This is a genomic window from Enterococcus ureilyticus (genome assembly GCF_001730315.1).
Classification (GTDB): domain Bacteria; phylum Bacillota; class Bacilli; order Lactobacillales; family Enterococcaceae; genus Enterococcus_L; species Enterococcus_L ureilyticus.
In genome coordinates this window covers 347,300-370,264 of the sequence record NZ_MIKC01000001.1, presented here as the reverse complement: position 1 = coordinate 370,264, position 22,965 = coordinate 347,300, and the positions used below count along the sequence as shown (strand labels likewise).

Genomic DNA, 22,965 nt, shown 5'->3' with positions numbered 1-22,965 from the left:
TGTGCTTCGATCATCTCAATTCCTAAGAGCGAAAGCTTTAGGGAGTGAAGGTCTTGGGAAAATAGACTAAACGAGCCCAAAGCCCACTATGCTTTTAAACGAGGAGGAAGTTAGAATTATGTCAAAAAGAAAAGTTATTTTAGATTGTGATCCTGGTCATGACGATGCGATTGCCCTTTTAATGGCACTAGCATCTGATAATATCGATTTAGTCGCGATTACAACTTCAGCTGGAAACCAACTGCCAGAAAAAACATTCAATAATACTAGAAAACTCTTAGCACTAACGAATCGAGAAGATATCCCAGTCGCAATGGGTGCGTTAAAACCGCTTAGAAGAGAGTTGATCATTGCAGATGATGTCCATGGTGAAAGTGGTCTAGATGGTGCTGAATTACCTGAGCCAACGGTAGCTCCAGCAACGATTCGTGCCAATGACTTACTCGCAAAAATGTTAAGTGAAAGTGATGAAAAAATAACGATCGTTGCAACGGGTCCTTTAACGAATATCGCGATTTTCTTACTCTCTCATCCAGAACTAAAAGAAAAAATTGAACTGATCTCCTTTATGGGCGGTGCTTGCTTTGGCGGAAATATCACCCCACATGCAGAATTCAATATTTATGTTGACCCAGAAGCGGCTGATATCGTGGTGAAATCAGGTGTTCCTGTCGCTATGTTTGGTTTAGATGTGACCTTAAAGGCTCAATTATTTGAAGAGGATATTAAAGAAATCCGTGAAATCGGAAACCCAGTCGCAACGACAATGGCAGACTTGCTAGACTTCTTCAATTTAACAACAACAGTACCATTTTTAGCAGAAGAAGGACATGTTGAAGGAATCCATATGCATGATCCATGCGCGATGGCCTATGTTATTGATCCGTCTATGTTTAAAGCCTTACCTATGCATGTTGAAGTGGAAACGAGTAATACCTTATCATTAGGTAGCACAGTTGTCGATTATGATGATTTATTTAAGAAAGAAAAAAATGTTGTGGTTGGATTTGATGTCGATCTTCCCAAGTTCAAAGAATTGGTGATTCAAACAATCAACCATTTTTCTAACTAAGTAATCATGTAATATGAAGCGTTTGAAATGGAGGGACGTTCAGCCAATGAACAAAGTTACGATTATAGGGAGTATCAATTCAGATACAACGTTAAGGATGAAGTATCTGCCAAAACCTGGTGAAACACTTCACACCACTGAATTATTTACTTCCGGTGGCGGTAAAGGAGCCAACCAAGCCATCGCCGCAAGAAGAAATGGCGCACAAACTGCTTTTATTGGAGCGGTTGGCAAGGATGATACGGGAAAAAGAATGATTACGTTATTAGAAAAAGAAACCATCGATATATCAGGGATAGAGGTCATTGACAATCAAAGTACAGGAAGTGCCTATATCTTACTTGATAGTTTTGGAGAAAATAGTATTATCATTCATTCTGGAGCAAATAATCATATCACGAATGCACAAGTCAAAGCATACCAAGACTTAATTGAAGCAAGTGATTTTATTATTGCCCAGTTTGAAAGTACGCTGGATAGTACGATTCAAGCGTTTAAACTAGCCAAACAAAACGGTGTAAAAACCATCTTGAATCCAGCGCCTGCTTTTGAACAGATTCCGCCTGAACTATTAGCACATACGGATTTAATTATACCGAATGAATCAGAAGTTGAAATATTAACAGGAATCAAAATTTCCTCCGAGCAAAGCATGAAAGAAGCAGCTGACTATCTACACAATTTAGGTATCGAATCTGTTGTGATCACACTTGGTAATAAGGGCGCTTTCTACGATGTAAAAGGAAAAAGCGGGATCATTCCAGCTCTTAAGGTCAAAGCAGTGGATACAACAGCTGCAGGTGATACCTTTATCGGGGCAATGGTCTCTGTTTTGCAGAAGGATTTTAGCAATCTAGAAGAAGCAATTAAGTATGGAACCAGAGCTGCGGCTTTAACGGTTCAGCGATTTGGAGCACAACCATCGATACCCTATGGGAGTGAATTGCTGTAGCAGAGAGTTATTTTGGATAGAGTGTTTTGATGATAATAGAAGCAATAACTGAAATCGTTTAAAGAGGGAACTATCAAATAATGGTAGTTCTCTTTTTATTGTTTGGAGCAATATCAATAGACTTTTATTGAAATACTCCTCATATTTTTTTCTAATTGAAAAGTAAAACTGAAGTGCTTCAACAAAAAGTTTAGGAAAATCACAAGAGAAGAATTATTTTGATTTCTGATATTTTTGCTAGTTGTGAGATTTAATCTTGTTATGTTGAATGGTATGTTTAAAAAAGATTGCGTATAAGGAAAAAGGAATGACGAAAGTTGGAATTGTAAATAGAAAAGGCAAAATTATTGAATACCAGTTAAATTGTAACTATAGATCCAAAAGAACAGCATTAGGTTCAAAAATTATTTTGATATTAATGAGACTATCTAGTTATTGTACATATATGCGAGTGAATAGTTGCGCTTAAGTATAATTAGCTCTAAAAAAATAGTTTATAGTCTTTTTTTAATTTTTTATATAAAATGATGTTATAATTTTACATTTAGTTTTTTTAGTATTACAATTATGGGATATAATGTTACATAGTTTCATGAAGATTAAGCTAGCTTTTTTTAAAGACTATAGGCCTAATACAAAATCGATAGTAGTGTATTTGCAAGTTTAGTAATTGTTAGTTTGTTTCTGACAGAAGTATTTAAGATATTTATAGTTGTTGGGAATCTAATAGCTGTCTTGGATTTGATAAGAAGACAAAAGTAAATAAACGTACACAAACAAAACAGGTCGTTTAGAAAATAAGCAATTTCTAAACGACCTGTTTCCTATATAAGATTAATGTTTTTATTCTTATTTTTTATGGTATTCATTTTTTTTAATATCTTGAAAGAATTAAGTTCAAGATATTTTTATTCTTTATTATATGTACTCAAAAGAGTGGAATTCATTACTTGTATAAGTATATTCTATTATTTTTAATTCGTCTAGTACTAAAATATCTTTTTATTATCAATTTTTTATGTAAAAACGCAAAAAAATGATAATTTTTGATTGTTTTGTTGATTATTTTTAGTTTGGAAAAGAGATATTTATATGTATAATTCTTTTTTAGCCGTCAAAAACCGTCAAATACAAATGATTTAGGAGGAAATAATATGTCAAAAAGAGGAGAAAATATCTATAAGCGAAAGGATGGGCGCTGGGAAGGTCGTTATAGAAAAGGCCGGGATAAAGAAGGCAGAATTATTTATGGATATGTTTATGGAAAACAATATAATGAAGCAAAAGAAAAATTATCAAAAAAAAATGCAGACTATTCTATATACGGAGAAGCGTCTGCAAAAGAAGAAATGATGGTAGACGAATGGTTACATTATTGGTTAAATATTTTAATGAAAAATAGAATCAAACCTTCTACATATTCAAATTATAGAGGGCGAATTAAACGACATCTTTCTCCATTTTTTAAAAACAAGCAATTATCTGAGCTAGAAACATCTGATATCGACAGATTTATTTATTCATTGTATCTATCAGAACTCTCTTCCAACACTATTCGCAGTATTATTAGTATGCTAAGAAGTGCGCTAAAAAAAGCCGTTAATGATAATAAAATTTCAAAAAATCCTTGTCAAGGAGTCATTTTACCCCCATTAATGAAAACAGAAATAAAAAGTTTAGATAGAAAGCAACAAAAAAAATTGGAACAAATTGCTTTATATAAAAAAGAGTGCTCAGCAGAAATTATTGCCTTGTATACAGGTATGAGAATCGGGGAGATTAGCGGGTTAAAATGGGAAGATATCGATTTCAGAAATAATAGAATTATTGTAAAAAGAACCATTTCCAGAATACCTTCAGTAACAGAATCCCACAAGACTGAGATTATTATAGGGAAACCAAAGTCGATTAATGGAGAACGTGCCATACCGATATCTAAAAATCTGAAGAGATATTTAATGGAAAAAAAACAAAAGAGTACGAGTATATTCGTCATTTCCTGCAAAAACAGTTTTACAGAGCCACGTATTATTAATTATCGTTTTAAAAAATCAGTAGAAGAAGCAAAAATAGGCCCGGTTCACTTTCACGCATTGCGTCACACTTTCGCAACTAGATGTGTTGAATCAGGTATTGATATTGCTACATTGAGTAAAATCTTAGGACATGCATCAACCAAAATGACACTCGATATCTATACAGATTCTTTGTGGGAAACTAGACGCTCAGCAATGATGGTAATAGATAAACAGCTTAATTATGATGAAAAGATAACTTTATAATGCATGAAGGACATTCGGTAAAACGCTGAGTGTCTCTTTTTTTAGCCGTCAAATGAATCGTCAAATTATCTCGGAGAATGAGTAATAATTGGTTGAATCGAAAGAATATCTTGAACTTAATTCTTTCAGGATATTCATTATTTGTTTTTTACTATTAGCGTGACAAGTACAATTTTCAGATCAAAACATCTTCAATAGTAATTTACTTTTGAATACATACTGCGAAAAGTTTTTAGTTCTGGATATAAATTTAGTAGGAGGTACCTGTGATGTATACTATCGGTATTTTTCGAGATTCGTCTCAACCTGTATTGGATTATACCAAAGAATTTGTAAGCTTAGGTCATGAGGTTACGATTTTACAAGTTGGAGACGTGGGTTCTGAGCTAGTAGATGTAGATGCATTTATTATTGAAGAATCAGCTTTAACGGAGCTATCTTGTATTTGCAAAAATATTTTGGAATTAAGAATGAGATTGAATAAATTAATCTGGGTGTTGTTGATTGATAATAATGAAGAAGTAAAAACAAAAAAGAAAATTTATCTACAACTAGGTGCAGATGGTGTCTCTGTTTATGAAGAAGAATTTGTTCTACAATTTTCCAATATCTTAAAGCGAATTGAGAATAAAGATGACCTCAAAATTTTACAGAATATATCAACGACTAAGGCATTACTAGAATTACTCCCAGAAAATCTAAGTGTTTTAAGAGAAGGAAAAGTCGAAATTAACCTAACCAAATTGGAATTTAAAGTACTGGAACTTCTTTTTAATAAACATGACAAGGCTTTATCCTATGAAGAAATCTATCAACAGATTTGGGCAAATGAAAATACTGAGAAAAAAGAGTATCGAGTTAGTAATATTATATTCCATTTAAGAGCAAAAATTGAAGAAGACCCTACTTCACCAAAATTTATTAAGACGGTGCGAACAATCGGTTACAAATTAGCGCTTAATCAACAAGTACATGATGTTGGGATGAATAAAGCTTGAAGGAGGTGAGAAAACTAAGAACATTGTTTTTAAACTAAAGGGGCAGGAGGGAAAATGAATGAAATGATAAAAAAAAGAAAATTTCAATTAGTTGGAATGAGCATAGCCATTCTTTCAATCCTCATTTTAGCTATGCTTTCACAGGTGTTTACTTCATCAACCAAAATTTTCGCTAAATCACCAATCTCCTTGACAACTGTTGAAGATGAACGCTATGCAAATGAATTCTTTCATTTACAAATTTCTGACACAAGAGCACAAAATGAGCTGAAGAAATCTGATGATAGTAATCCATCAACTGATTTGGGTGAGCAAAAAAAGGATTGGCAAGTTTATCTGCCAGAAGGCATAAATTTTGACGAAACAGAAGAAAGAGACATGCTTTTAAAAGAAGACCCAAAAGTAGAGTTCCCTGTTTTTAATTGGAATGATGAAACACGGATGTTGACGATTACAGTCAATAGTGATAAATCTTCCTTGAAATTAGCGTTATTAGCAGACAAAAGTGGTGATTACTCACTACGATTAGCTGATGAAGCAGGTAGCGTTGCACAACAAGAGCTAAAACTTTCGGTAAAAGAAGCGAAAGAGGCAACAGCCAGCAGCCAAGCTTCTGACAATGTAAATTTCGTTCAGCCAAGAACATTAAACACTCGAGCTGCTGGTACAGCAGAAGTGACTGATTGGCAAAGTTTTGTTGAAGCAATCGCCGATAACACAGTGAATACCATTTCATTACAAAATGATATTACACTGTCTGGGACGTTGAACAACTATAAGGATCTATTTAGTGTTAGTTCAGTTGATCTAGCCAGTGCGCAGAATGTCTATTTGTATATCAATAAAAATGCGACTGCACGCTCCCTGACAATTGATGGAAATGGTCATAACTTTAATTTTGGCAACTTAGCGATTGGTTTTCTAAACCAAACGAGTTATGTCTCAGGAAGTTCTGGAACCATTTTTGGCTATTGGGATTTAAAATTTCAAAACATTAACATGAGTTCCTCAAACTATTCTGGACCATTTTATATTTCATCGTATACGGCAACTGAAAGTGCCACGAATGGGTTAACGGGAACGATTCGAAGCAATGCGAATATTTCTTATGATCTTGATTCAGCTACCAATACGAGAAATGTGACAGACTTTTTAGGGTACACGATTGGTCTAAATGACCCATGGGTAACAAATGTTGAACTATTAAATGATATCTATACAAACGCCCCAACCTATTCATCTAGTTATTTTATTTATAGTCCGTATTTACGTTACTCTCAAAATGTGACCACAGCGACATCGATTGGAATTGCTTCTGGTGGTGAGTCCCATATGTATTTCCAACTACAAGGAAATGCACGGACGGTTAAAGTCAACGGGAACAATTACACACTAGATTTTGGTTCGCTCTGTTTTTCGTTCCAAGCCTATAATAATAACGGTTCAAAAGCATGGGATATCCAATTTAGTAATATGACGGTTTATCATGGTAACTACTGGGGTGCGATGATTTTTAACAATGGTGCCAATGGTGGGAAAATGACCATGGATAATTATACTGGGTATGGAACTCAGTTTTTAGAATCACAACAAACCACGTTAACACTAAAAAACAAAGTTCATTTGGAGCAACAACGTACGTGGACTTCTGTAAAGAAAGACGGCACAACGATTCGTACGTGGAATGTAAATAACTATCAACAAGGAAGTTTAGCGATTTCTACAGCCGTTGTAGAAGATAATGCCGATGTTTATATTTCTTCTCTAGGTTCCAACGTACTGTATATACCATCAGGCAGCTTTGCCATCGGTAAAAATGTCAAGCTTAAACTGGAACGTGGCGATCAAACAACTGCAGCCGAATACTACAATACCAACTTGAACATTTCAGGCGGGTCATTATCTGTAGGCGAAGGTTCCACCGTTGATATCTTAAATCATCATGCGACATTTGGTGGTGCGGTCTACCTAGGATCAGCTTCATCTGAATTAAATATTGGGAAAGATGCGACGGTAAATATTCAAACAGATGCTTATTCTGGAACGGGGAACAACAATATAAACTATAACCCAATCTATATGAATGGCGGGTCGATCAACGTTTCAGGGGATTTAAATGTGAAGGGTGTAAACATGGGCGCCAGTACAACTGATTTATTCTATGTTGCAAATAACTCCACCTTTATCGTCCAACCGAATGCTTCGTTTGATATTCAAAGCGATAGCACATCGATCACGCAATATTTATTGCGAATGGGTGGAGCGTCATCAACTTTTAAATTCTCAGATGCTAAACGAGTGAATCTTCAAAAAAATAGCGCATTAACTAGCGGTACATCTACCAATAATGGGTTGATTTGGTCTCAAGGAAACTTGGATGTGTCGGTTCAAAATGTCTTCCAATGGTCATTGAATAATGTGGCTGGTGGGGCTGATGGTGATAATGGGTACACATATGAGTACATTCCGATGAGTAATATGCGATTAGCTTATGGAAGTGGCTTTAATCCTACAATCACAGCATCTAATGCGATGACAAATGAAACGTTAACTAGATTTAACGCGAATTTTACAACGAGAGGACAACAACGAGTTCTCTTTACCCGAGTGCCAGATCCAAATATTGCGATTCATAGCATTGCAACTGATAATCGTGGCAATAATAGTTCGACCACTGTGTCTGGCTATGCGATTCCAAATGCCTATGTCCGCATTTGGGATGTACCAGTCAATAACTCGATCACGGCAGCCTTTGATCCATCAACTGATAGCGTAAAATCACCTGTAGAAGATACGTCTACTCCAGCTGAATACCGTGCGAATTTTACAACGAAATCAGATGCGGCAGGGAATTGGTCCGTAACCGTACCAGCCGGGCATTATTTTACCGCTGGAAGTGTCATTCACGCCTACGGATTTGCGAATCTAAAAGCCGAAGAAGTGACACAAACAGTCTTGGATAAAACACCACCTACAGCTTCACCGGTGACCTATTACATGACAAAAGGGGATACGTTACCTGCACCAAAAGACATGGTGAAAGACGTTAGTGATACAAGTCCAGTCAATACTGGTTTTGATTATGCCTATACGGATCCTACTACGGCAGAAACAGCAGCGAATACGCCAGGAACTCACACGGTACAGATCAATGTATCAGATCAGGCGGTTGATGCTGATGGAAATCCAGCACCGAATACCAAAGTCGTTGAGTCAACACTAGTTGTCTATGACCAAGCTTCAGGTGTTTCAGGCTCTGATTTTGAGGCATCTTATGTAGATATTCGAAATCTATCAGAAACAGAATTAAAGAATTATATCCTGCAACAGAGCAAGCCAGAAGCCTATAAACTAGCAAATGGAACCAAAACAGACCTGACTCAATTTGTAACAGTAACGGACTTTGGTGGCTTAAATAATGTGAGCGAACTTCAACCAAAAGCATATCCTGTGACATTAACAGTAAAAGCAGCTGATTCAGGATTGCCTACAGACATTACAACGACGATTCAAGTGACAGTAGTTGATGTTGATGCCGTATTATCGGTTGAATTCTTGAATGAAGCAAATCAAGTATTATCTGGCTATACCGTTAAATTAAATACGCAAGTCGGGGACACGATTGACTTAACAAAAGAAGAGAGTGTCACCACACAACTTACGAATGTAACGAAAGCCGGGTATGATATTGCCGAACGACCAGCTAATGAAACAGCGGTGAAAATAAATAATACTGCACTAACCGTTCAATACAAAGTGCAAGGCGTATTGAGTTTGACCTCAGTACCAAGTGCGTTAGACTTTGGCTCACTAGCGTATAATGCAACAACGAAACGAGTAGAAGACCCAGAATTTGATCAGCAATTAGTGGTCACAGATACTCGGGCAGATGCCAAAAACGGTTGGAACTTAACGGCTACATTGACAACACCGATGAAAAACAATAGCGGTCAAGAATTAGTCAATGCTCTGCGTTATGTTACGAGCGGTAAGGAAACAATTTTAAATAATAATGCGCAGGTCGTTTACACCAATAGTAAAGGCACAGCAGGTAGTTTTGATGTCAGTGACAGTTGGGGGAAAGCAGCAAATACTGACGGGATAAAATTACAAATTAATTCATCTGATACCGTTTATACAGGAGATTATGTTGGCGTAATTACCTGGAAAGTCATGGCTGGACAACCATAAAGGAGAGTGGAAAATGAAACATAAAACAATAACATTAATCGTCTGCTCTCTGGTTGTGTTGATCGGCATGTTTAGTTACTCAAACAGTTCAAGTGCGAATGAAGGAATAGGTGGGCAAGTCAATCGAGGCGGTAAGATTTCATTTTACGAAGAATCGACAGAACCGTCTGATTCCTCTACCAGTATTGAACCGAGTTCATCCACAACGACATCTTCGAGTACAACAGTGAAACCAGCTGGAAAAACACTTCCTAGTATGGGGGAGCTGCTAAAAAACTACGGCATTTTCGGCATAGGTATTCTATTCCTATTGCTATTGCTTCTCTTTTTACGAAAACGTAGAAAGGGGGAGCAAAAATGAAGTTAAAACAAGTCGGTATCTGGTCGTTAGCAATCGCCAGTTTGTTTCTAGCCATTGAATCAGGCATCATTGCACAAGCTGCACCTGAGACGCTTGATCAATCAGGTTCAGTCAGCATCAAAGGAAGCGTGGTAACCAATCCTATTGACCCTGAAAATCCAGAGAATGTTGTTGATCCGGGGGAGAGCCCTTCAACTGAAGGGTCACTTCGTATTGATTACGTTTCTGCTCTTGATTTTGGTGAAAGCAAGATTTCTAAAAATGGACGTGACTATCACGCTCTTGCGCAACAGTTCTTTGGTGAAACTGGTCCTAGAGGGAGCTACATTCAAATTACCGATCAACAAGCAGAATCGTCCGGTTGGACCCTACAAGTCAAACAAAACTATCAGTTTACGAATCCTATTATTCAAGAAACGAATGAGCAGGATTTAAAAGGTGCGGTTCTTTCACTAGATAAAGGCTGGGCAAATTCCAGCGGTACGAGTGAAGCGCCTACCGTGATGCGAGAAACGATTGCCTTAAATTCGATTGGTTCAGCCTATGAAGTCGCAACTGCCAGAGCAGGAAGCGGTAAAGGTGTTTGGACTATTGCATTTGGCGCATCAGATACCAATTCTAGCAAGCAACCTGCAACACTGACACCCGTAGTAGATCAAGCGGGAAAACCAGTGATAGACAGTCATTATAGTAAACCAGTGTATAGCAATTCAGCGATTACGCTAAGCATACCGGAAACAACAAAAATTCATCCGGTAGAATACCAAACGGAGATAACTTGGATTTTAGCCAAGTTGCCTTAATAAATAACACACAAACAATTAGGAGGAACATCAATATGAAAGCAAGAAGTCTTTGTGCATCAACATTAGTAGCAATTTTAGGAGTAACAGTTCTAGGAGCGGCAACACCTGCATTCGCAGCACCAACTGAATTAACGTCAGAAGGTACAGTAAAAGTGACAGAAGGAACTGCCGGTGGTGGCGAATCTGAAACAGTCGATCCAGAAAATCCAGGTGAAGTATTACCAACGCCAGATCCAGAATCTCCAGATGAAAACACAAACACAGAACAAGGGTCATTAGTTATTGAAAAAACGACTGATTTGGATTTTGGTTCTGTTAAAACATCTGCCAACACTGTAACAAGCTATGCAAAACCAATGACATTTAACGGTGGAACAACAAAACGTGGTGCTTATGTACAATGGGCTGACGTTCGTGCCGGAGGCGTTTTCGGATATACAATCACAGCACAATTAACAAAACAATTTACATCAGGAACAAACGTATTATCTGGTTCAACAATTGACTTCAGCAACGGACTTGCTGCAGCGCAAGGAGATAACACAAATGCTGTTCCTTCAAACGTTCAAACTGGTTTTCAATTAACAGAAGCGGCGAACGATGCAAAAACAGTCGTTGTAGCTGATAAAGATAAAAAAGAAGGAAAAGGCCGTCACGTCTTAGAATTTGGTCAAAGTTCAACATCACAAAACGGAACACCAGGAACAGATGCAGAATCTGTAAAATTAACAATTCCTGCAGCAACTGCTTCAAACATGGCTGTAGCGGATTACACTGCTACAGTAACTTGGAAAATTACTGCTGCACCAGCTGCAGAAGAAACACCAGAAGTAACGCCAGAAGGATAAGCAGGATCTTCGATTTTTGCAGAGGAACAAGTTTAACTTGTTCCTCTGTGTACATAGAAAATATACTTTAGAATAGATGAGGTTAGTTATGAAATCACATATAGGATCTATAAAACAATGGGTGAGTATTTTCTTGAGTGTCGTGGTTATTGGATTCTTTTTTTTAAAAGCAGTTCCTAGTTATTCCGCTGATAAAAATCCAGCAGGTGTTACAGGGTTTACGTACAGTATTACGTTTCCAGATAATCAAGTAAAAAAAGATTTAGGCTACTTTAAATTAAAAATGGACCCAGGTAAAAATCAACAGATTTCTATCACATTAAGCAATCCTGGTACTGAAAAAGTGACAATCGATGTTAAATTGAATGGGGCAAAGACGAACCAAAACGGTGTGATTGAATACGGTGAATCAACAATTAAAAACGATCCATCCGTACAATTTGATTTTACCGATATTGTCACTGGACCAGAATCAGTTGAGCTAGCACCAGGAGAAACCAAGAATCTTGATTTGACCATTCAAATGCCAGAAACAAGTTATGATGGAGTGATTGCTGGTGGTATCCAGTTGATGAGAGCAGATCAAAATGGCACCTCTTCTAATGAAGGCGGCTCAAAAATCATTAACCAATATGCCTATGTGATTGGTGTTGTACTACAAGAATCAGAAAAAGCTATTGCACCAGATTTAAAATTGAACAGTGTGAAAGCTGGCCAAAGCAATTATCGCAATGCTATTTTTGTGAATTACTCTAATGTGATGGCAGCGTATTTAGATAATATGACTGTTGAAGTTCAAATTACAGAGAAAGGGAAAGAGACTGTTCTATATGAACGCAAACAAACCGCAATGAGAATGGCACCAAATTCCTTTATTGACTTTCCTGTCAGTATGAACGGTGAGCGGATGGTTGCAGGAGATTATGTAGCAAACATTCTCGTGACCTCTGGCGATAAAAAATGGAAATGGACTAAAGACTTCAACATTTCAGATAAAGATGCGAACAAATTCAACGAGCGAGATGTAGGTTTAGTGCAAGAAAAAGGGCTGGACTGGAAATTGATCGCCCTAATCGTTGTTGGTATTTTAGCCTTAATTATCCTAATTTTCGTCATTATTCGCATACGTAATAAGAAAAAACAAGAAAAAGAATTAGCCTTAAAAAAAGAACGTAAAAAGAAGAAACAACAAGGGTCATCTAATGGAAAAAGCAGTAAGAAAAAGGATTAGGAAAGTATAGGAGCTGTAGTGTATGTCTGTTTTAGATTGGATTTTCATCATAGGGATAGCACTGTCAATTGTTGCGCTCCTAGGGTCAGGCTATTTTTTAGTACAGTTTTTTCATAAACGTAGACTACTAAAAAAACTTCCAAATAAGAAATTTAAAAATAAAAAGAAAAATAGAAAAATCGCACGAAAAAAACGACAGTTGATAAACCAGAAAAAAAAGAGCATACGCTTATTTTGGGTAATGTCATTTGTGACAGTTGTTTTAGCTGGTGGCATCTCGTATCTTTCTTACTACCAGTCGATGAATCTCACAACAGGAGATTCAGATTCTGTTGTGAAAGGCTATTACCTACTGCGAGACTTTGAAGACCAACTGATTGTGGCACGGGATAAAAGCGACGACGAAGAAAAATTGCAAAAAAATATTCGTTACTTAGCGACTTCTATGGCAAGCTACGGAACAAAAAAAGCAAGTGACATCAATTCCGAAGAAGGACAAATCACTTTGAATCGTTATTATAATTCGATCAAACAATTAGGAATGAATGCAAGTACACAAACAAAAAACTTTTTCGGAAACCAAGCGTTAGTGGACAGTTTTTTAGCAGACATCAAGAAAGCACAAGACTATGAAAAACTAACATTTGATTATTACAAAGTGAATGAATCCGCCTTTAAAGAAGAAAAGTAATCTGAGTGAGTGATTTCTTATGGAGAAAAAACCAAAGCACACAACCAAACAGAAAAAAAAGCCAACAACCAAACGAAAAAAACGTCCTTCCCAAAATGTACCTGTAAAAAACACGAAAAACAAAAAAAAACCAAACCTTAATAAAAAGTCTAAACGAAAAAAACAACGTGTTAGAAGCTATCTTAAAGAACTGATCATGGCCATAAGTTTGGGTGTCGTGTTAATGCTTTTCATCACTTCCTTTTTCCTGACCATCGCGACGGTCCGTGGTTTTAGCATGATTCCGACGTTACGCGAAAAAGATCAAGTACTTGTTCAAAAAACAACGAACCTCAAACGCTTTGATTTAGTTACCTTTAAAAGTGGCAATGGGAACACGCAAATTAGACGAATCATTGGTTTGCCAGAAGAAAAAATTGCGTACACGGACGATACACTTTTCGTGAATGACCAGCCAGTAGACGAAAAATTTATTATGGATGAAATCAATGAAAGCCAACGCAACGGTAAAAATTATACAGAAGATTTCACGAATCGAACGTTGACCTCTGCTGTTGCGATTCCTGAGGGATACTACTTAGTTTTAGGAGATAATCGACCATATGCGACGGATAGTCGGCATTATGGTTTAATTGCAAAAGAGAATGTGATTGGCAAAGTGACGATGCAACTTTTGCCATTTGGTGAGATGAAGAGTTTTTAGAGTGGGAATATAGTACAAAAAGGATGGAGATGTTCCATCCTTTTTTTTACTATATTCAAAGTTAGCGAAGATGAACTAAAGGCTGTATAAAAAAACACCTTTCCCATCATTAGTAATATTTTCTGATAGCATAATTTGATCCATATAAAAACTCCCTTTACATTTAAGTTCGCAAAGGAGGAAAAAAAATCTTATTTGATGAAATCACTGTTGTCAGAGTGAGTAATTCTCCAAAAAACATAAAGTGAGTATATCGAGTACGCTATCAAAACTACAAAAAATAGTTTGCTTAGATTTATCATAGAATTTCCTAAATCATAATTGATAGAAAATTCTTTTTGCAGTTTAAACTTTTCTTCCAATGTTAATGTTTCAGGGTCTTGAATAGGTAAAAAATTCAGTGTCAGAAAAGTTCCAACAACTCTCAAAACTATAAATAGACAACTAAGTGTAATGATTAGCAACTTATTATATTTTATGAAAACTCACTCCTGTCCTAATTTATCTTGACATAGATCTTACTATTTCAATTTTATAAGGTTTTATATATCATAGCATAGCAATAGTTATTCCCAAAACCGACAGCAAAATTATTACTATATCCATTCGCTTGTCGTTTATAGGACACTGTATAAGACACACCTCGTAAAGCTGTGAGTAAATGTCCACTTGTGAACGTATGTGACCCTGTGAAAGATCCTAAAGCTCTACCTCCTCGGAAAGCTTCAGCTTTTAAACGACCATTGTAAGAGCGCATTAAGTTTTCACTGGTTGCTGTATATAATAATAGTGAAGTAGGAAAAAAGTGTATATTTTTGGATCAATTTAAAGATTGAAAACAGAACACATATTCAAACTGATAAATGTATTTTATAATTTCCTTTTAAGTAAGCAAACAAAACATTTGAAAATTATATATTTACATTGAGTTGTTTACGAATTACAATTAAGTATATATACTATTATAAAAACTAAGTCGTTAGACGTTTACTTTTTAATTATAGGAGGAAAAAACGATGCCAAAGGATATAAACAGTAATGCCGCAGTAGCACAAGCTGTCGCTACTTCTATAGCATCATCGGTGAGTTCTCTAAATCAAGGGACAACGATCACAAAAGATACCCAAACAACTGTTGCAGGCAATAGCAATGCGCAACAGGCTATCACGCAACTAACGACCTTTAACACCTCACTTGTCCAAGCCGTTACCCAAGCAAGTAACAATATCCGGTCAGTGGCAGCTGAATTCGAAGCAGTTGATCAACGAATCGCTCAAATGCAGTATAACCAAATGCTTCCTTAAGCTGAAAGGAGGAATAAAGTATGTCCAACCTTGAAGAAATCAACCAACAAAAAATCCAACTCGAACGCGAACAAGAAAAACTCGAAGATCTAAAACGTGACATCAACCAAACAGAAGAACATTACGAAGAATATTTTTTCTATCAAAAGCAATTATTCAATGAATTACAAGAAGAATTTGCTCAAAGCCAGACAGATATGTTGTATCAAGATATGGCTGAACAAATCAACTGGCAAAGCCGAGGCGTTCAAGAATTTTTAGAGGAGCAACAGCAAGAACTAAAAAAACAAACAAGAGCATTAGAGGATCAACAAGAAGACTTACATTGGCAAGAAATAAAAACAAAAGAAGAAAGGTCGGAACAGCATGAGTATTGATATGTACCTCGGTCAAGCGAGAGGCCAAGCATCCAGTGTTAAAAGTGCGTGTAGCCAATTAGCACAAGGCTATACGTCGTTGATGCAAAGCAATCAACAGTTTATGAGTGCAGGCGAACTATCAAGTAAAGGCTATGACTCTGCCAAAGAATTCTTTGCGGCAGTGATCCAACCTTTAGTTCAAGGTGCCGAAGTAGGCGCGGACATGACAGCAGAAGCTTGTCAAAAATTTGTGGATCAATATACATCTGAGGTTGATAGTATTGATTTAAAGTCAGATGACTTAGAAAGACGAATCCGACAAATCAATACATCGATCCTGAATATGGAGAGTATTAATCGAGGCTTGCCAAAGCTTCCGACAGGAACGAATCCATTGGAACAAGCCAATCGGCGGATTATTGAATCGTTAGAGACGACAAAACGTGATTTAGAGAAGAAGTTAGAGAAATTAATGACGTTTAATGGAACATCGCCTGCTATTTTTGATGGGGTGAATAGTTTTTATTCGACGTTGTCGCAAGGCTTGCAGCAGGCGAATAGTGGGTTTAATCCTGCGACTGGGACGTTTTCGGTTCCTAAAGGGAAAGCGTTGGATTGGACGAAAAAAGTTAGTAGTACTTATGATAAAAGAGAAGTGGATAGAATTGCTAAGCTTTTTCCAGAAAAGGTAACGTCAAAGGATTTACTTATTTTAGCAGATATTCAAAAAAGGGATAAAGATATAACATTTCCAAAGAAAGTCTTAGAATCATTAAAGAAAACCTTTGGAAAGTATGCTGATGATTTATCTGGTATAGAGCTAGATGCACTTTTAGAATCAGCAGGGGAGTATCTTAATTTCGATGCTCTAGGCAGAATGTTGACTAATGGAAGTTCGTCCTTCACTGCCTTTGGTTTAGCAAATATTAATAGTGCTTCTATGAATGCAAGTTTAAATGGAGCAAGTTCATATGCTGTTGGTCAAATGACAAAAAATATTGGATTACCTGTTGCAGGCTTTACAATTGGGATGATGATTGATACGTCTCAAGGAAGTAGCATGGGACAAGCTATTTCTCATAATGTAGCAGTAACTGGTACTGCTACTTGGATAACGGCGGGTACTACAATGGCTGTAGGAGCACTTCTTGGCAGTAATCCTGCTGGTTGGGCAGTTGCAGGAATAGCAGTGGGAAGTAGTTGGTTAGCAAATAAAATGTATGACAATAATGTTATGGGAATACAAGATATGAGCAATGAATGGGCCGATAATTTTGATAAAGGTGCAAAAAAGGTAAGTGAAGGAATAAATAAGATAGGTCAGTCTGTATCTAAAGGTTTTGATGATCTTGTTTCTGGTTTTGGATGGTGAAGAATATGAAAATTTATGAATCAACTAACAAAAGATACAAATTAGTAGAACTAAATGAAAAATGCTATCTATTAGATGTAGATAGTAAAAAAATATCTTGGTTTCTGCCAATGTTTGTATGGCTACTTCCGTTCAAAGCAATAGAAATAGATAAAGGAGTGTTTGAGAAACTGCTAACCAACAAAAAAGCTGGTTATGGCGTTGTTCAGATTGTGTTCCTATCTATACTTATTGGGAGACCGTCCACATGGCTAATCAATATGATTTTTCAAAATATAACTATTTCAGAAATAAAAATGAGAGCACTTTATTTGATTGCTGTTAGCATACTTTTAATATGCTATCGTGCAGTTATTTCCGTTTATAATAAGCATAAGATGAAAAATGAATTGGGAGAAAAAAGGCAAGAAATAGTTATCAGTATAGAAAAAGAAAGTATAACGAGCTATTACAAAAGGAATAGTTTAGTGGCATTATTAATAGTTTTCCTAGCTATCTTTGTTGTGGGATATATTAGCGTGTTCTATTCTTTTGATATGATTGTGATTTTTATTATTTGTGTTTTGTTTTCTCTATTCCTTAATAGAGGGTATGTATATCCTTATGGAAGTAGTTTTTGTATGAATCCCAACAAAAAATAAGAAAGCTTTGTAATCGTCTCTGGAGGTGTAAAAGGTAAGAATAGATAATTCTAAAATAAGTCGCTACAAGCTAGCAATTCTCAACGAAAAAAGATATCTCATAGATATGGATACAAACAAATTGATTTGGTTCTTCCCTATGATTATCTGGTTAAGTAAACTAGAAGCAGTAGAAATAACTAAGGACCAGTACAATCTTCTAAAACGTGATAGTAAATATTCAGCATCAACAGGTATAAACATTGCAGCTATCGGTTTAGGTGGTGTGGTATATAGTTTTCTTAAAGGGGTAATCGATATTGTCTTTCAAACAGCAACAGTTAGTTCTTTGATAATTTCCTTTTTAGTTATTGTGATGATAGCTTTTATCTTGAGATATATCGTATCTTTAGTGAACATGTATCAATTAAAAAATTACGAAATAAATCAAAAATCAGTGGGATATATCCAATTAGCAGAAAAGAATCCATACTACAAAAAAATTTGTTTACAATCTATGTTCATCTTTTTAGGAGTTTATTTTTTATTATTGTATTTGTATCTTGCTTATCTAGAGGCAGTAGTTTTAGTGATATTATTAATTCTTTCGTTTGCCTTGTTTTTCCTTAATACTCTCGTTGTTAAACCCTACAGTGATATGTCGTATAAATATATAGAATATGGTAAATAGAAATGAGAGTAGAAGATACGTCTATACCTCGTTTTAAATTAGCAACAATCAATAAAAAGGATAAGTATTTAATTGATTTAGATTCACACAAATCAACTTGGCTGATTCCAATGTCTACGTGGTATGTTGCTAACAACGCTACAAAAATTAATGAAGACCAATATACTAAGCTTAAAAAAATTCCTAAAAACAAAACGGGCGCTTTAATATGGTCGTTTTCTGGATTTATGCTAGGTGGTGTAATTTATGCTTTTATGAAAGGATTAGAAAGTATATTTTTTGAAGAACTAACAATGAATCTTATGTTTTTAGCTGTTCTAATCGCTTTTTTCTGTAGCTTCATTTTTAGATATGTACGATCTGTAGTTAATCTTAATAAGTTGAAAAAAATTTTTAATGAGGAAACAACTCTAAAATTAGATCATCTGATTGTTTTAAAGAAGGATAATACTTTTTATAAAAAACGTTGTGTAACTGGAACGATTATTTTGATAGCAATCTTAGTTTTTCTGTTGTCCTTATTGATCCAGGCTAAATCCTTAACGGTTATACCAGTCATATTCATCTATTTAGTGTTTGTGTCATTTTTAAACACGTCAATAGTAAAACCTATGGAAAACATGGAATATAGTTATAAACCTGAGAAATAGCATTAAAATGCCAAGGTTCAAGTGAAAAGGAGTGAAAATTATGTTAACAATCGGTAGTATCGTTTACTTAAAAGAAGGTAGTCAAAAAATTATGGTTTTAAACAGAGGCCCCGTTGTAAATGAAAATGACAAAAATGTTTTGTATGATTATAGCGGTTGCAGATATCCAAGCGGGTTAAATCCTAATGAAGTGCTTTATTTTAATCAAGAAAATGTTGATTCTGTTTTGTTTAATGGTTATACAGATGAGGAAGAAGAACGGTTTGAACAATTATATACTGAATGGCTAAATGGTGAAGGTAAGTTGATTGAGAGAGGGGGTGTTAATAAACCACTTGGGTGATATTGAAAAAAATTAAGTTGTAGTAAGCTGTCAATAACTATTTGTTATTGGCTCTTATTCTATGTTGGTAATAAAAAAATTGGTAACTAAACGAACGATTGGATGTGATAGAACTGGAGTTTTCCATCTTAAAGGATTGAGCAGTGTTTGTACGGCAATAGTGCTTTTAACTTTTAATATAAAATTGGAATCTTCATTTGTAGTAGTAATGTATTTTTTGAGAGCAAAGTCTTTTTAATAGAATACTCTTTTTTTATATACAGATATATTGTAAAATATAGTAATGATAATAATTTTTGACAAATTGGAGGTTACTAGGTGTTTAAATATAATGATGTTTTAGAAAAAAAAGTTAAAGAAACAAATCAACTTTCTAAAGAAACGGACATAATTAGTAAGTATAAAAATGGTGAATTCAGAATTGTTACTGAACAAGCTAGATATCCACTGGCTAACCTAGCTAATATCTTTGCCGAGCACATTCTTCAACCAAATTATCAAAGAAGGAGAGTTTGGGATCTAAAACGAAAATCAAAATTAATAGAAAGTTTTATTATTAACGTTCCTATTCCATCAATATTTTTATATGAAATAGAGTTTTCAAAGTATGAAGTTATGGATGGGCAACAGAGGGTATCTACTTTACTTCAATTTTTTGCAGATGAATTTGCATTAGAAGGATTAGAAATTTGGCATGAACTTAACGGGAAAAAATATTCTGAATTACCAATGGAAATTCAGAAAGGAATTAATCGTAGGTATATATCAGCAACTATCTTATTGAAAGAAACAGCTGAAAGTGAATCAAGTGAAATGACAATGAAACAATTTGTTTTTGAGAGATTAAATACAGGAGGTATGCAGCTGGATCCCCAAGAAATAAGAAATGCTCTCTATCCAGGGAAATTTAATGAGTTACTAATTGAGTTATCTAAAGATAAGTTATTTAGAAAACTTTGGGGATTTGAAAATGCGGTATCTGAAAGAATGGAAGATTGTGAATTAGTTCTTCGTTTTTTTGCATATAAGAGTGCTACAGCGCATAAAATATCTAAGGGAATAAAAGCATTATTGGATACTTATATGAAAAAAAGTATTACCTTTAAAGAAAATGATGTGGAAGTTTTAAGATCTTTGTTTACTAAGACAGTATTCCTTGCATATCAAATTTTTGGTGAGAACGCATTTAAATCTGAAGCTAAAAGTAAGAAAAGTGAAAAGATGATTTATGATACAGTCATGTTATACATGGCTAGTATTATTGAGGATTTAGAAGAACAAGAGATAGATGTAAATGAGGTAAAATTCAACAATTTATCCAAAAAGAAATATGCTGCAATTAATAGCAATAAAGAATTATTTAATGGAAAGTACACTGCAATTAAAAATGTTTCTGAACGTGTAGATTTTTTTGAACACGAATTGAAAGGAAGCATTATCTATGATAGATAGATATTTAAAAAAAATAAATGAGGTCATTGGGCTCATTGAACTTTATGAGAATATTTTGACTATAACTCATAGCCGAATTAAAGAAGAAGCCAATATATTAAAATTGAATATGTATAAATCATCTGTAATAAATTTGTATACTTGTTGGGAGAATTATATCAAAGATATTGTTTATTCTTCTTTTGAAGAAAATAAATCATTGATAATGGATGCAGGTTTTATAAAAGATTATATTGAGCATGCTTTTTCAAAAAGTTATATCAAAAAAGATTTTCTTTCTACTTTGGATTCGAACGAAATAATAATATCAAAAAAGAACTTGTGTAGCTCAAATAATTTGAAATATAAAGAGATGTTAGAATTATTTGGAAGAATAAATTTTAACAAAGATGATCTTCAAAAGCACTTTAAAAATAAGAACTTAGATAAAACTATTGAAGAATTGAATCAGTCAAATGTGGAGATTGATATTGAAGGGGAAGAAGTACCAAAAAATGAAGTTGAAAAATATCTTAATACATTAGTGACTCATCGAAATAGAATATCCCATGCATATGATATTGATTTAATATTTAACACCAAACAATTGAAGAACTATTGTGAATTTTTTAAAGAACTTATGATTATAGTTAATGAATATAAGGCTAGTCAATCTATAAAAATGTTTAAACAATTAGATAACACTTTGGTTTCTGAAATAAAAATTACAAATATATGGCATGAAAATACCGTAAATCCTCAGACCAATGCAATTATTGAAACCAAAATCACTGGGAAAAGAAAAAAAATATATATTGGAGAAGTAAAATGGTTTGTTTTTGATAGAAATGATAAAATTTATAGGCGAATCAATGTTAAATCCATGAGGAATAAAAAAAGAAGAAAATGTAAAATCATTCCGATAGATGAACTATTCTCATTAGAAATTGATGCAGAATGTCGTATAACAAAGGGAAAAACAAATGAATTATTTGAAATGAATAAAGCACCATTGCAAGATCCTGTTAATATAAAAATCTATTAATTTTTTGAACAGCCGTTTTTTTAAATTATACAAAATAAAATTAGTAAGGGAATGTTTTATAACTATGATTAACAGTAATTTGATAGAAGAATTAAGAAAGTGTGCTATAGAAGAGCTTTTTTCTACTAGCTTTTCTGCGGTATGGGAGGAGAGCTGGAGAGATACTTTCATGAAAAAAATAGAAAATAAGGTTAATGGTAAAAATATTTTTAATATGGGAGACTCTCTTTCTGAACTATTTCAGTCCACAAGTAAAGGACGAAATCAAAGTTCTGTCTCTGGTGGGGGATATAAATGGGAATGCTTGGTTTGCTGGTACTTGAATCTTTGTCTTATTGGCACTAGAACTGTAGTGATTAAACAAAAGAAAAATCTTGTTCCGAAACCATTAAAGGAAGCGATCGCAGTATATTATGGTAATTTTAGATCTGATACAGAAGCGGATTTGATTGCGATTTCATTTCCAAATGATGAGTCTTATTTAACTAATATAGATGAGTTATTAATAAGAGATTGCTCAGGAGAATTGATACCTAATTACGTTAAAAATAAAATAAATAGGTCAGAGTTATTAGATTTTCTTATAGATAGAGATTTTGAAAAAGTTTCAATCAATATTATTCAATGCAAAACGAACTGGAATGATAACGCTCAAATACCAATGTTGTGGGATATGATATATTCTGCAGATTCTTTTGTTTCTAACCGAATTCAAATTGGTGGTAACGGTTTTTCTATAAAAAATTTGGCGGATTTTAAGTACTCTTTTGTAACTGTTCCAACAAATAAAGAGGAGTATACACCTACTAAAACTGCCGTTCAAAGAGTCAGAAATTTATCTGGAGGTAATTTTTGGGGAAGAGAATCCCTTAATGATACGGCCTCATCAATAAAAGAAATATTTAACCGGAATTTTAAAAGTAGTCAATCTAGCACAAGACTAATAACAAATTTGGATTTAGAACTTGAAAAAATTAACACAGTATATGACTATTTTAAATTAGGGTGATTAGGT

21 protein-coding genes are annotated in these 22,965 nt (G+C 34.7%); all 21 read left to right on the top strand.

Going from position 1 to position 22,965, the window contains the following annotated elements; translation table 11 throughout:
• Positions 1 to 118: 118 nt before the first annotated feature.
• The 21 genes from BCR24_RS01680 (at position 119) to BCR24_RS01580 (ending at position 22,959) form a co-directional block, all read left to right on the top strand.
• Positions 119 to 1,072, top strand: a complete 954-nt coding sequence (locus BCR24_RS01680) for a nucleoside hydrolase (RefSeq protein ID WP_069638815.1) — start codon at positions 119 to 121, stop codon at positions 1,070 to 1,072.
• 46 nt (positions 1,073 to 1,118) lie between these two features.
• The gene (rbsK, locus tag BCR24_RS01675) at positions 1,119 to 2,024 is read left to right on the top strand and encodes a ribokinase (RefSeq protein ID WP_069638814.1); all 906 of its coding nucleotides are present in this window, start codon (positions 1,119 to 1,121) and stop codon (positions 2,022 to 2,024) included.
• A 1,154-nt stretch (positions 2,025 to 3,178) separates the two neighbouring features.
• On the top strand, positions 3,179 to 4,306 hold the full coding sequence (locus BCR24_RS01670) for a tyrosine-type recombinase/integrase (RefSeq protein ID WP_069638813.1): 1,128 nt from the start codon (positions 3,179 to 3,181) through the stop codon (positions 4,304 to 4,306).
• Between the two features lie 269 nt (positions 4,307 to 4,575).
• Positions 4,576 to 5,304, top strand: coding sequence for a winged helix-turn-helix domain-containing protein (locus BCR24_RS01665; RefSeq protein ID WP_069638812.1), 729 nt, complete (start codon positions 4,576 to 4,578; stop codon positions 5,302 to 5,304).
• 54 nt (positions 5,305 to 5,358) lie between these two features.
• The gene (locus tag BCR24_RS01660) at positions 5,359 to 9,495 is read left to right on the top strand and encodes a pectate lyase-like adhesive domain-containing protein (RefSeq protein ID WP_069638811.1); all 4,137 of its coding nucleotides are present in this window, start codon (positions 5,359 to 5,361) and stop codon (positions 9,493 to 9,495) included.
• A gap of 13 nt (positions 9,496 to 9,508) precedes the next feature.
• Entirely contained in the window at positions 9,509 to 9,856 is a 348-nt protein-coding gene (locus BCR24_RS01655) for an EF2685/EF0750 family sortase-dependent surface protein (protein ID WP_069638810.1), read from the top strand.
• Positions 9,853 to 10,659, top strand: a complete 807-nt coding sequence (locus BCR24_RS01650; protein WP_069638809.1) for a WxL domain-containing protein — start codon at positions 9,853 to 9,855, stop codon at positions 10,657 to 10,659. The genes BCR24_RS01655 and BCR24_RS01650 overlap by 4 nt, the downstream gene beginning before the upstream one ends.
• A gap of 35 nt (positions 10,660 to 10,694) precedes the next feature.
• Entirely contained in the window at positions 10,695 to 11,510 is an 816-nt protein-coding gene (locus BCR24_RS01645; RefSeq protein WP_069638808.1) for a WxL domain-containing protein, read from the top strand.
• Positions 11,511 to 11,598: 88 nt separating this feature from the next.
• Positions 11,599 to 12,741 carry a WxLIP family cell surface protein gene (locus tag BCR24_RS01640; RefSeq protein WP_069638807.1) on the top strand — a complete coding sequence of 381 codons (1,143 nt, stop codon included), beginning with the start codon at positions 11,599 to 11,601 and terminating at the stop codon, positions 12,739 to 12,741.
• A gap of 22 nt (positions 12,742 to 12,763) precedes the next feature.
• Positions 12,764 to 13,432: a hypothetical protein gene (locus BCR24_RS01635; RefSeq protein ID WP_069638806.1), complete on the top strand. Its 669-nt coding sequence runs from the start codon at positions 12,764 to 12,766 to the stop codon at positions 13,430 to 13,432.
• Positions 13,433 to 13,451: 19 nt separating this feature from the next.
• Positions 13,452 to 14,135, top strand: coding sequence for a signal peptidase I (gene lepB / locus BCR24_RS01630; RefSeq protein ID WP_069638805.1), 684 nt, complete (start codon positions 13,452 to 13,454; stop codon positions 14,133 to 14,135).
• Between the two features lie 1,016 nt (positions 14,136 to 15,151).
• The gene (locus BCR24_RS01625) at positions 15,152 to 15,439 is read left to right on the top strand and encodes a TIGR04197 family type VII secretion effector (protein ID WP_069638804.1); all 288 of its coding nucleotides are present in this window, start codon (positions 15,152 to 15,154) and stop codon (positions 15,437 to 15,439) included.
• A gap of 20 nt (positions 15,440 to 15,459) precedes the next feature.
• Positions 15,460 to 15,816 carry a DUF3958 family protein gene (locus tag BCR24_RS01620; RefSeq protein ID WP_069638803.1) on the top strand — a complete coding sequence of 119 codons (357 nt, stop codon included), beginning with the start codon at positions 15,460 to 15,462 and terminating at the stop codon, positions 15,814 to 15,816.
• On the top strand, positions 15,806 to 17,170 hold the full coding sequence (locus BCR24_RS01615; RefSeq protein WP_083244275.1) for an LXG domain-containing protein: 1,365 nt from the start codon (positions 15,806 to 15,808) through the stop codon (positions 17,168 to 17,170). Before BCR24_RS01620 ends, BCR24_RS01615 begins: the two co-directional genes overlap by 11 nt.
• A 5-nt stretch (positions 17,171 to 17,175) precedes the next feature.
• Positions 17,176 to 17,811, top strand: a complete 636-nt coding sequence (locus tag BCR24_RS01610) for a DUF443 family protein (protein ID WP_069638801.1) — start codon at positions 17,176 to 17,178, stop codon at positions 17,809 to 17,811.
• Between the two features lie 40 nt (positions 17,812 to 17,851).
• The gene (locus BCR24_RS01605; RefSeq protein WP_083244273.1) at positions 17,852 to 18,481 is read left to right on the top strand and encodes a DUF443 family protein; all 630 of its coding nucleotides are present in this window, start codon (positions 17,852 to 17,854) and stop codon (positions 18,479 to 18,481) included.
• Positions 18,482 to 18,483: 2 nt separating this feature from the next.
• Positions 18,484 to 19,131: a DUF443 family protein gene (locus BCR24_RS01600; protein WP_069638799.1), complete on the top strand. Its 648-nt coding sequence runs from the start codon at positions 18,484 to 18,486 to the stop codon at positions 19,129 to 19,131.
• Positions 19,132 to 19,171: 40 nt separating this feature from the next.
• Positions 19,172 to 19,474 (top strand): DUF4176 domain-containing protein, encoded by a 303-nt coding sequence (locus BCR24_RS01595; RefSeq protein WP_069638798.1) that lies wholly within the window; start codon positions 19,172 to 19,174, stop codon positions 19,472 to 19,474.
• A gap of 318 nt (positions 19,475 to 19,792) precedes the next feature.
• The gene (locus tag BCR24_RS01590) at positions 19,793 to 20,926 is read left to right on the top strand and encodes a DUF262 domain-containing protein (protein ID WP_069638797.1); all 1,134 of its coding nucleotides are present in this window, start codon (positions 19,793 to 19,795) and stop codon (positions 20,924 to 20,926) included.
• A complete protein-coding gene (locus BCR24_RS01585) occupies positions 20,916 to 21,950 on the top strand; it encodes an MAE_28990/MAE_18760 family HEPN-like nuclease (RefSeq protein WP_069638796.1) in 1,035 nt (344 codons plus the stop codon). Before BCR24_RS01590 ends, BCR24_RS01585 begins: the two co-directional genes overlap by 11 nt.
• Positions 21,951 to 22,119: 169 nt before the next feature.
• Positions 22,120 to 22,959, top strand: a complete 840-nt coding sequence (locus BCR24_RS01580) for a hypothetical protein (protein ID WP_204638623.1) — start codon at positions 22,120 to 22,122, stop codon at positions 22,957 to 22,959.
• Positions 22,960 to 22,965 lie beyond the last annotated feature (6 nt).

Excerpts from the sequence above, each read along its gene's own strand:
- BCR24_RS01680 (WP_069638815.1), top strand. The coding sequence starts at position 119 with ATGTCAAAAAGAAAAGTTATTTTAGATTGTGATCCTGGTCATGACGAT.
- BCR24_RS01625 (WP_069638804.1), top strand. The coding sequence starts at position 15,152 with ATGCCAAAGGATATAAACAGTAATGCCGCAGTAGCACAAGCTGTCGCT.
- BCR24_RS01600 (WP_069638799.1), top strand. The coding sequence starts at position 18,484 with ATGAGAGTAGAAGATACGTCTATACCTCGTTTTAAATTAGCAACAATC.
- BCR24_RS01615 (WP_083244275.1), top strand. The coding sequence starts at position 15,806 with ATGAGTATTGATATGTACCTCGGTCAAGCGAGAGGCCAAGCATCCAGT.
- BCR24_RS01640 (WP_069638807.1), top strand. The coding sequence starts at position 11,599 with ATGAAATCACATATAGGATCTATAAAACAATGGGTGAGTATTTTCTTG.
- BCR24_RS01635 (WP_069638806.1), top strand. The coding sequence starts at position 12,764 with ATGTCTGTTTTAGATTGGATTTTCATCATAGGGATAGCACTGTCAATT.
- BCR24_RS01610 (WP_069638801.1), top strand. The coding sequence starts at position 17,176 with ATGAAAATTTATGAATCAACTAACAAAAGATACAAATTAGTAGAACTA.
- BCR24_RS01585 (WP_069638796.1), top strand. The coding sequence starts at position 20,916 with ATGATAGATAGATATTTAAAAAAAATAAATGAGGTCATTGGGCTCATT.
- BCR24_RS01660 (WP_069638811.1), top strand. The coding sequence starts at position 5,359 with ATGAATGAAATGATAAAAAAAAGAAAATTTCAATTAGTTGGAATGAGC.
- lepB (WP_069638805.1), top strand. The coding sequence starts at position 13,452 with ATGGAGAAAAAACCAAAGCACACAACCAAACAGAAAAAAAAGCCAACA.
- BCR24_RS01620 (WP_069638803.1), top strand. The coding sequence starts at position 15,460 with ATGTCCAACCTTGAAGAAATCAACCAACAAAAAATCCAACTCGAACGC.
- BCR24_RS01595 (WP_069638798.1), top strand. The coding sequence starts at position 19,172 with ATGTTAACAATCGGTAGTATCGTTTACTTAAAAGAAGGTAGTCAAAAA.
- rbsK (WP_069638814.1), top strand. The coding sequence starts at position 1,119 with ATGAACAAAGTTACGATTATAGGGAGTATCAATTCAGATACAACGTTA.
- BCR24_RS01655 (WP_069638810.1), top strand. The coding sequence starts at position 9,509 with ATGAAACATAAAACAATAACATTAATCGTCTGCTCTCTGGTTGTGTTG.
- BCR24_RS01645 (WP_069638808.1), top strand. The coding sequence starts at position 10,695 with ATGAAAGCAAGAAGTCTTTGTGCATCAACATTAGTAGCAATTTTAGGA.
- BCR24_RS01580 (WP_204638623.1), top strand. The coding sequence starts at position 22,120 with ATGAAAAAAATAGAAAATAAGGTTAATGGTAAAAATATTTTTAATATG.
- BCR24_RS01665 (WP_069638812.1), top strand. The coding sequence starts at position 4,576 with ATGTATACTATCGGTATTTTTCGAGATTCGTCTCAACCTGTATTGGAT.
- BCR24_RS01670 (WP_069638813.1), top strand. The coding sequence starts at position 3,179 with ATGTCAAAAAGAGGAGAAAATATCTATAAGCGAAAGGATGGGCGCTGG.
- BCR24_RS01650 (WP_069638809.1), top strand. The coding sequence starts at position 9,853 with ATGAAGTTAAAACAAGTCGGTATCTGGTCGTTAGCAATCGCCAGTTTG.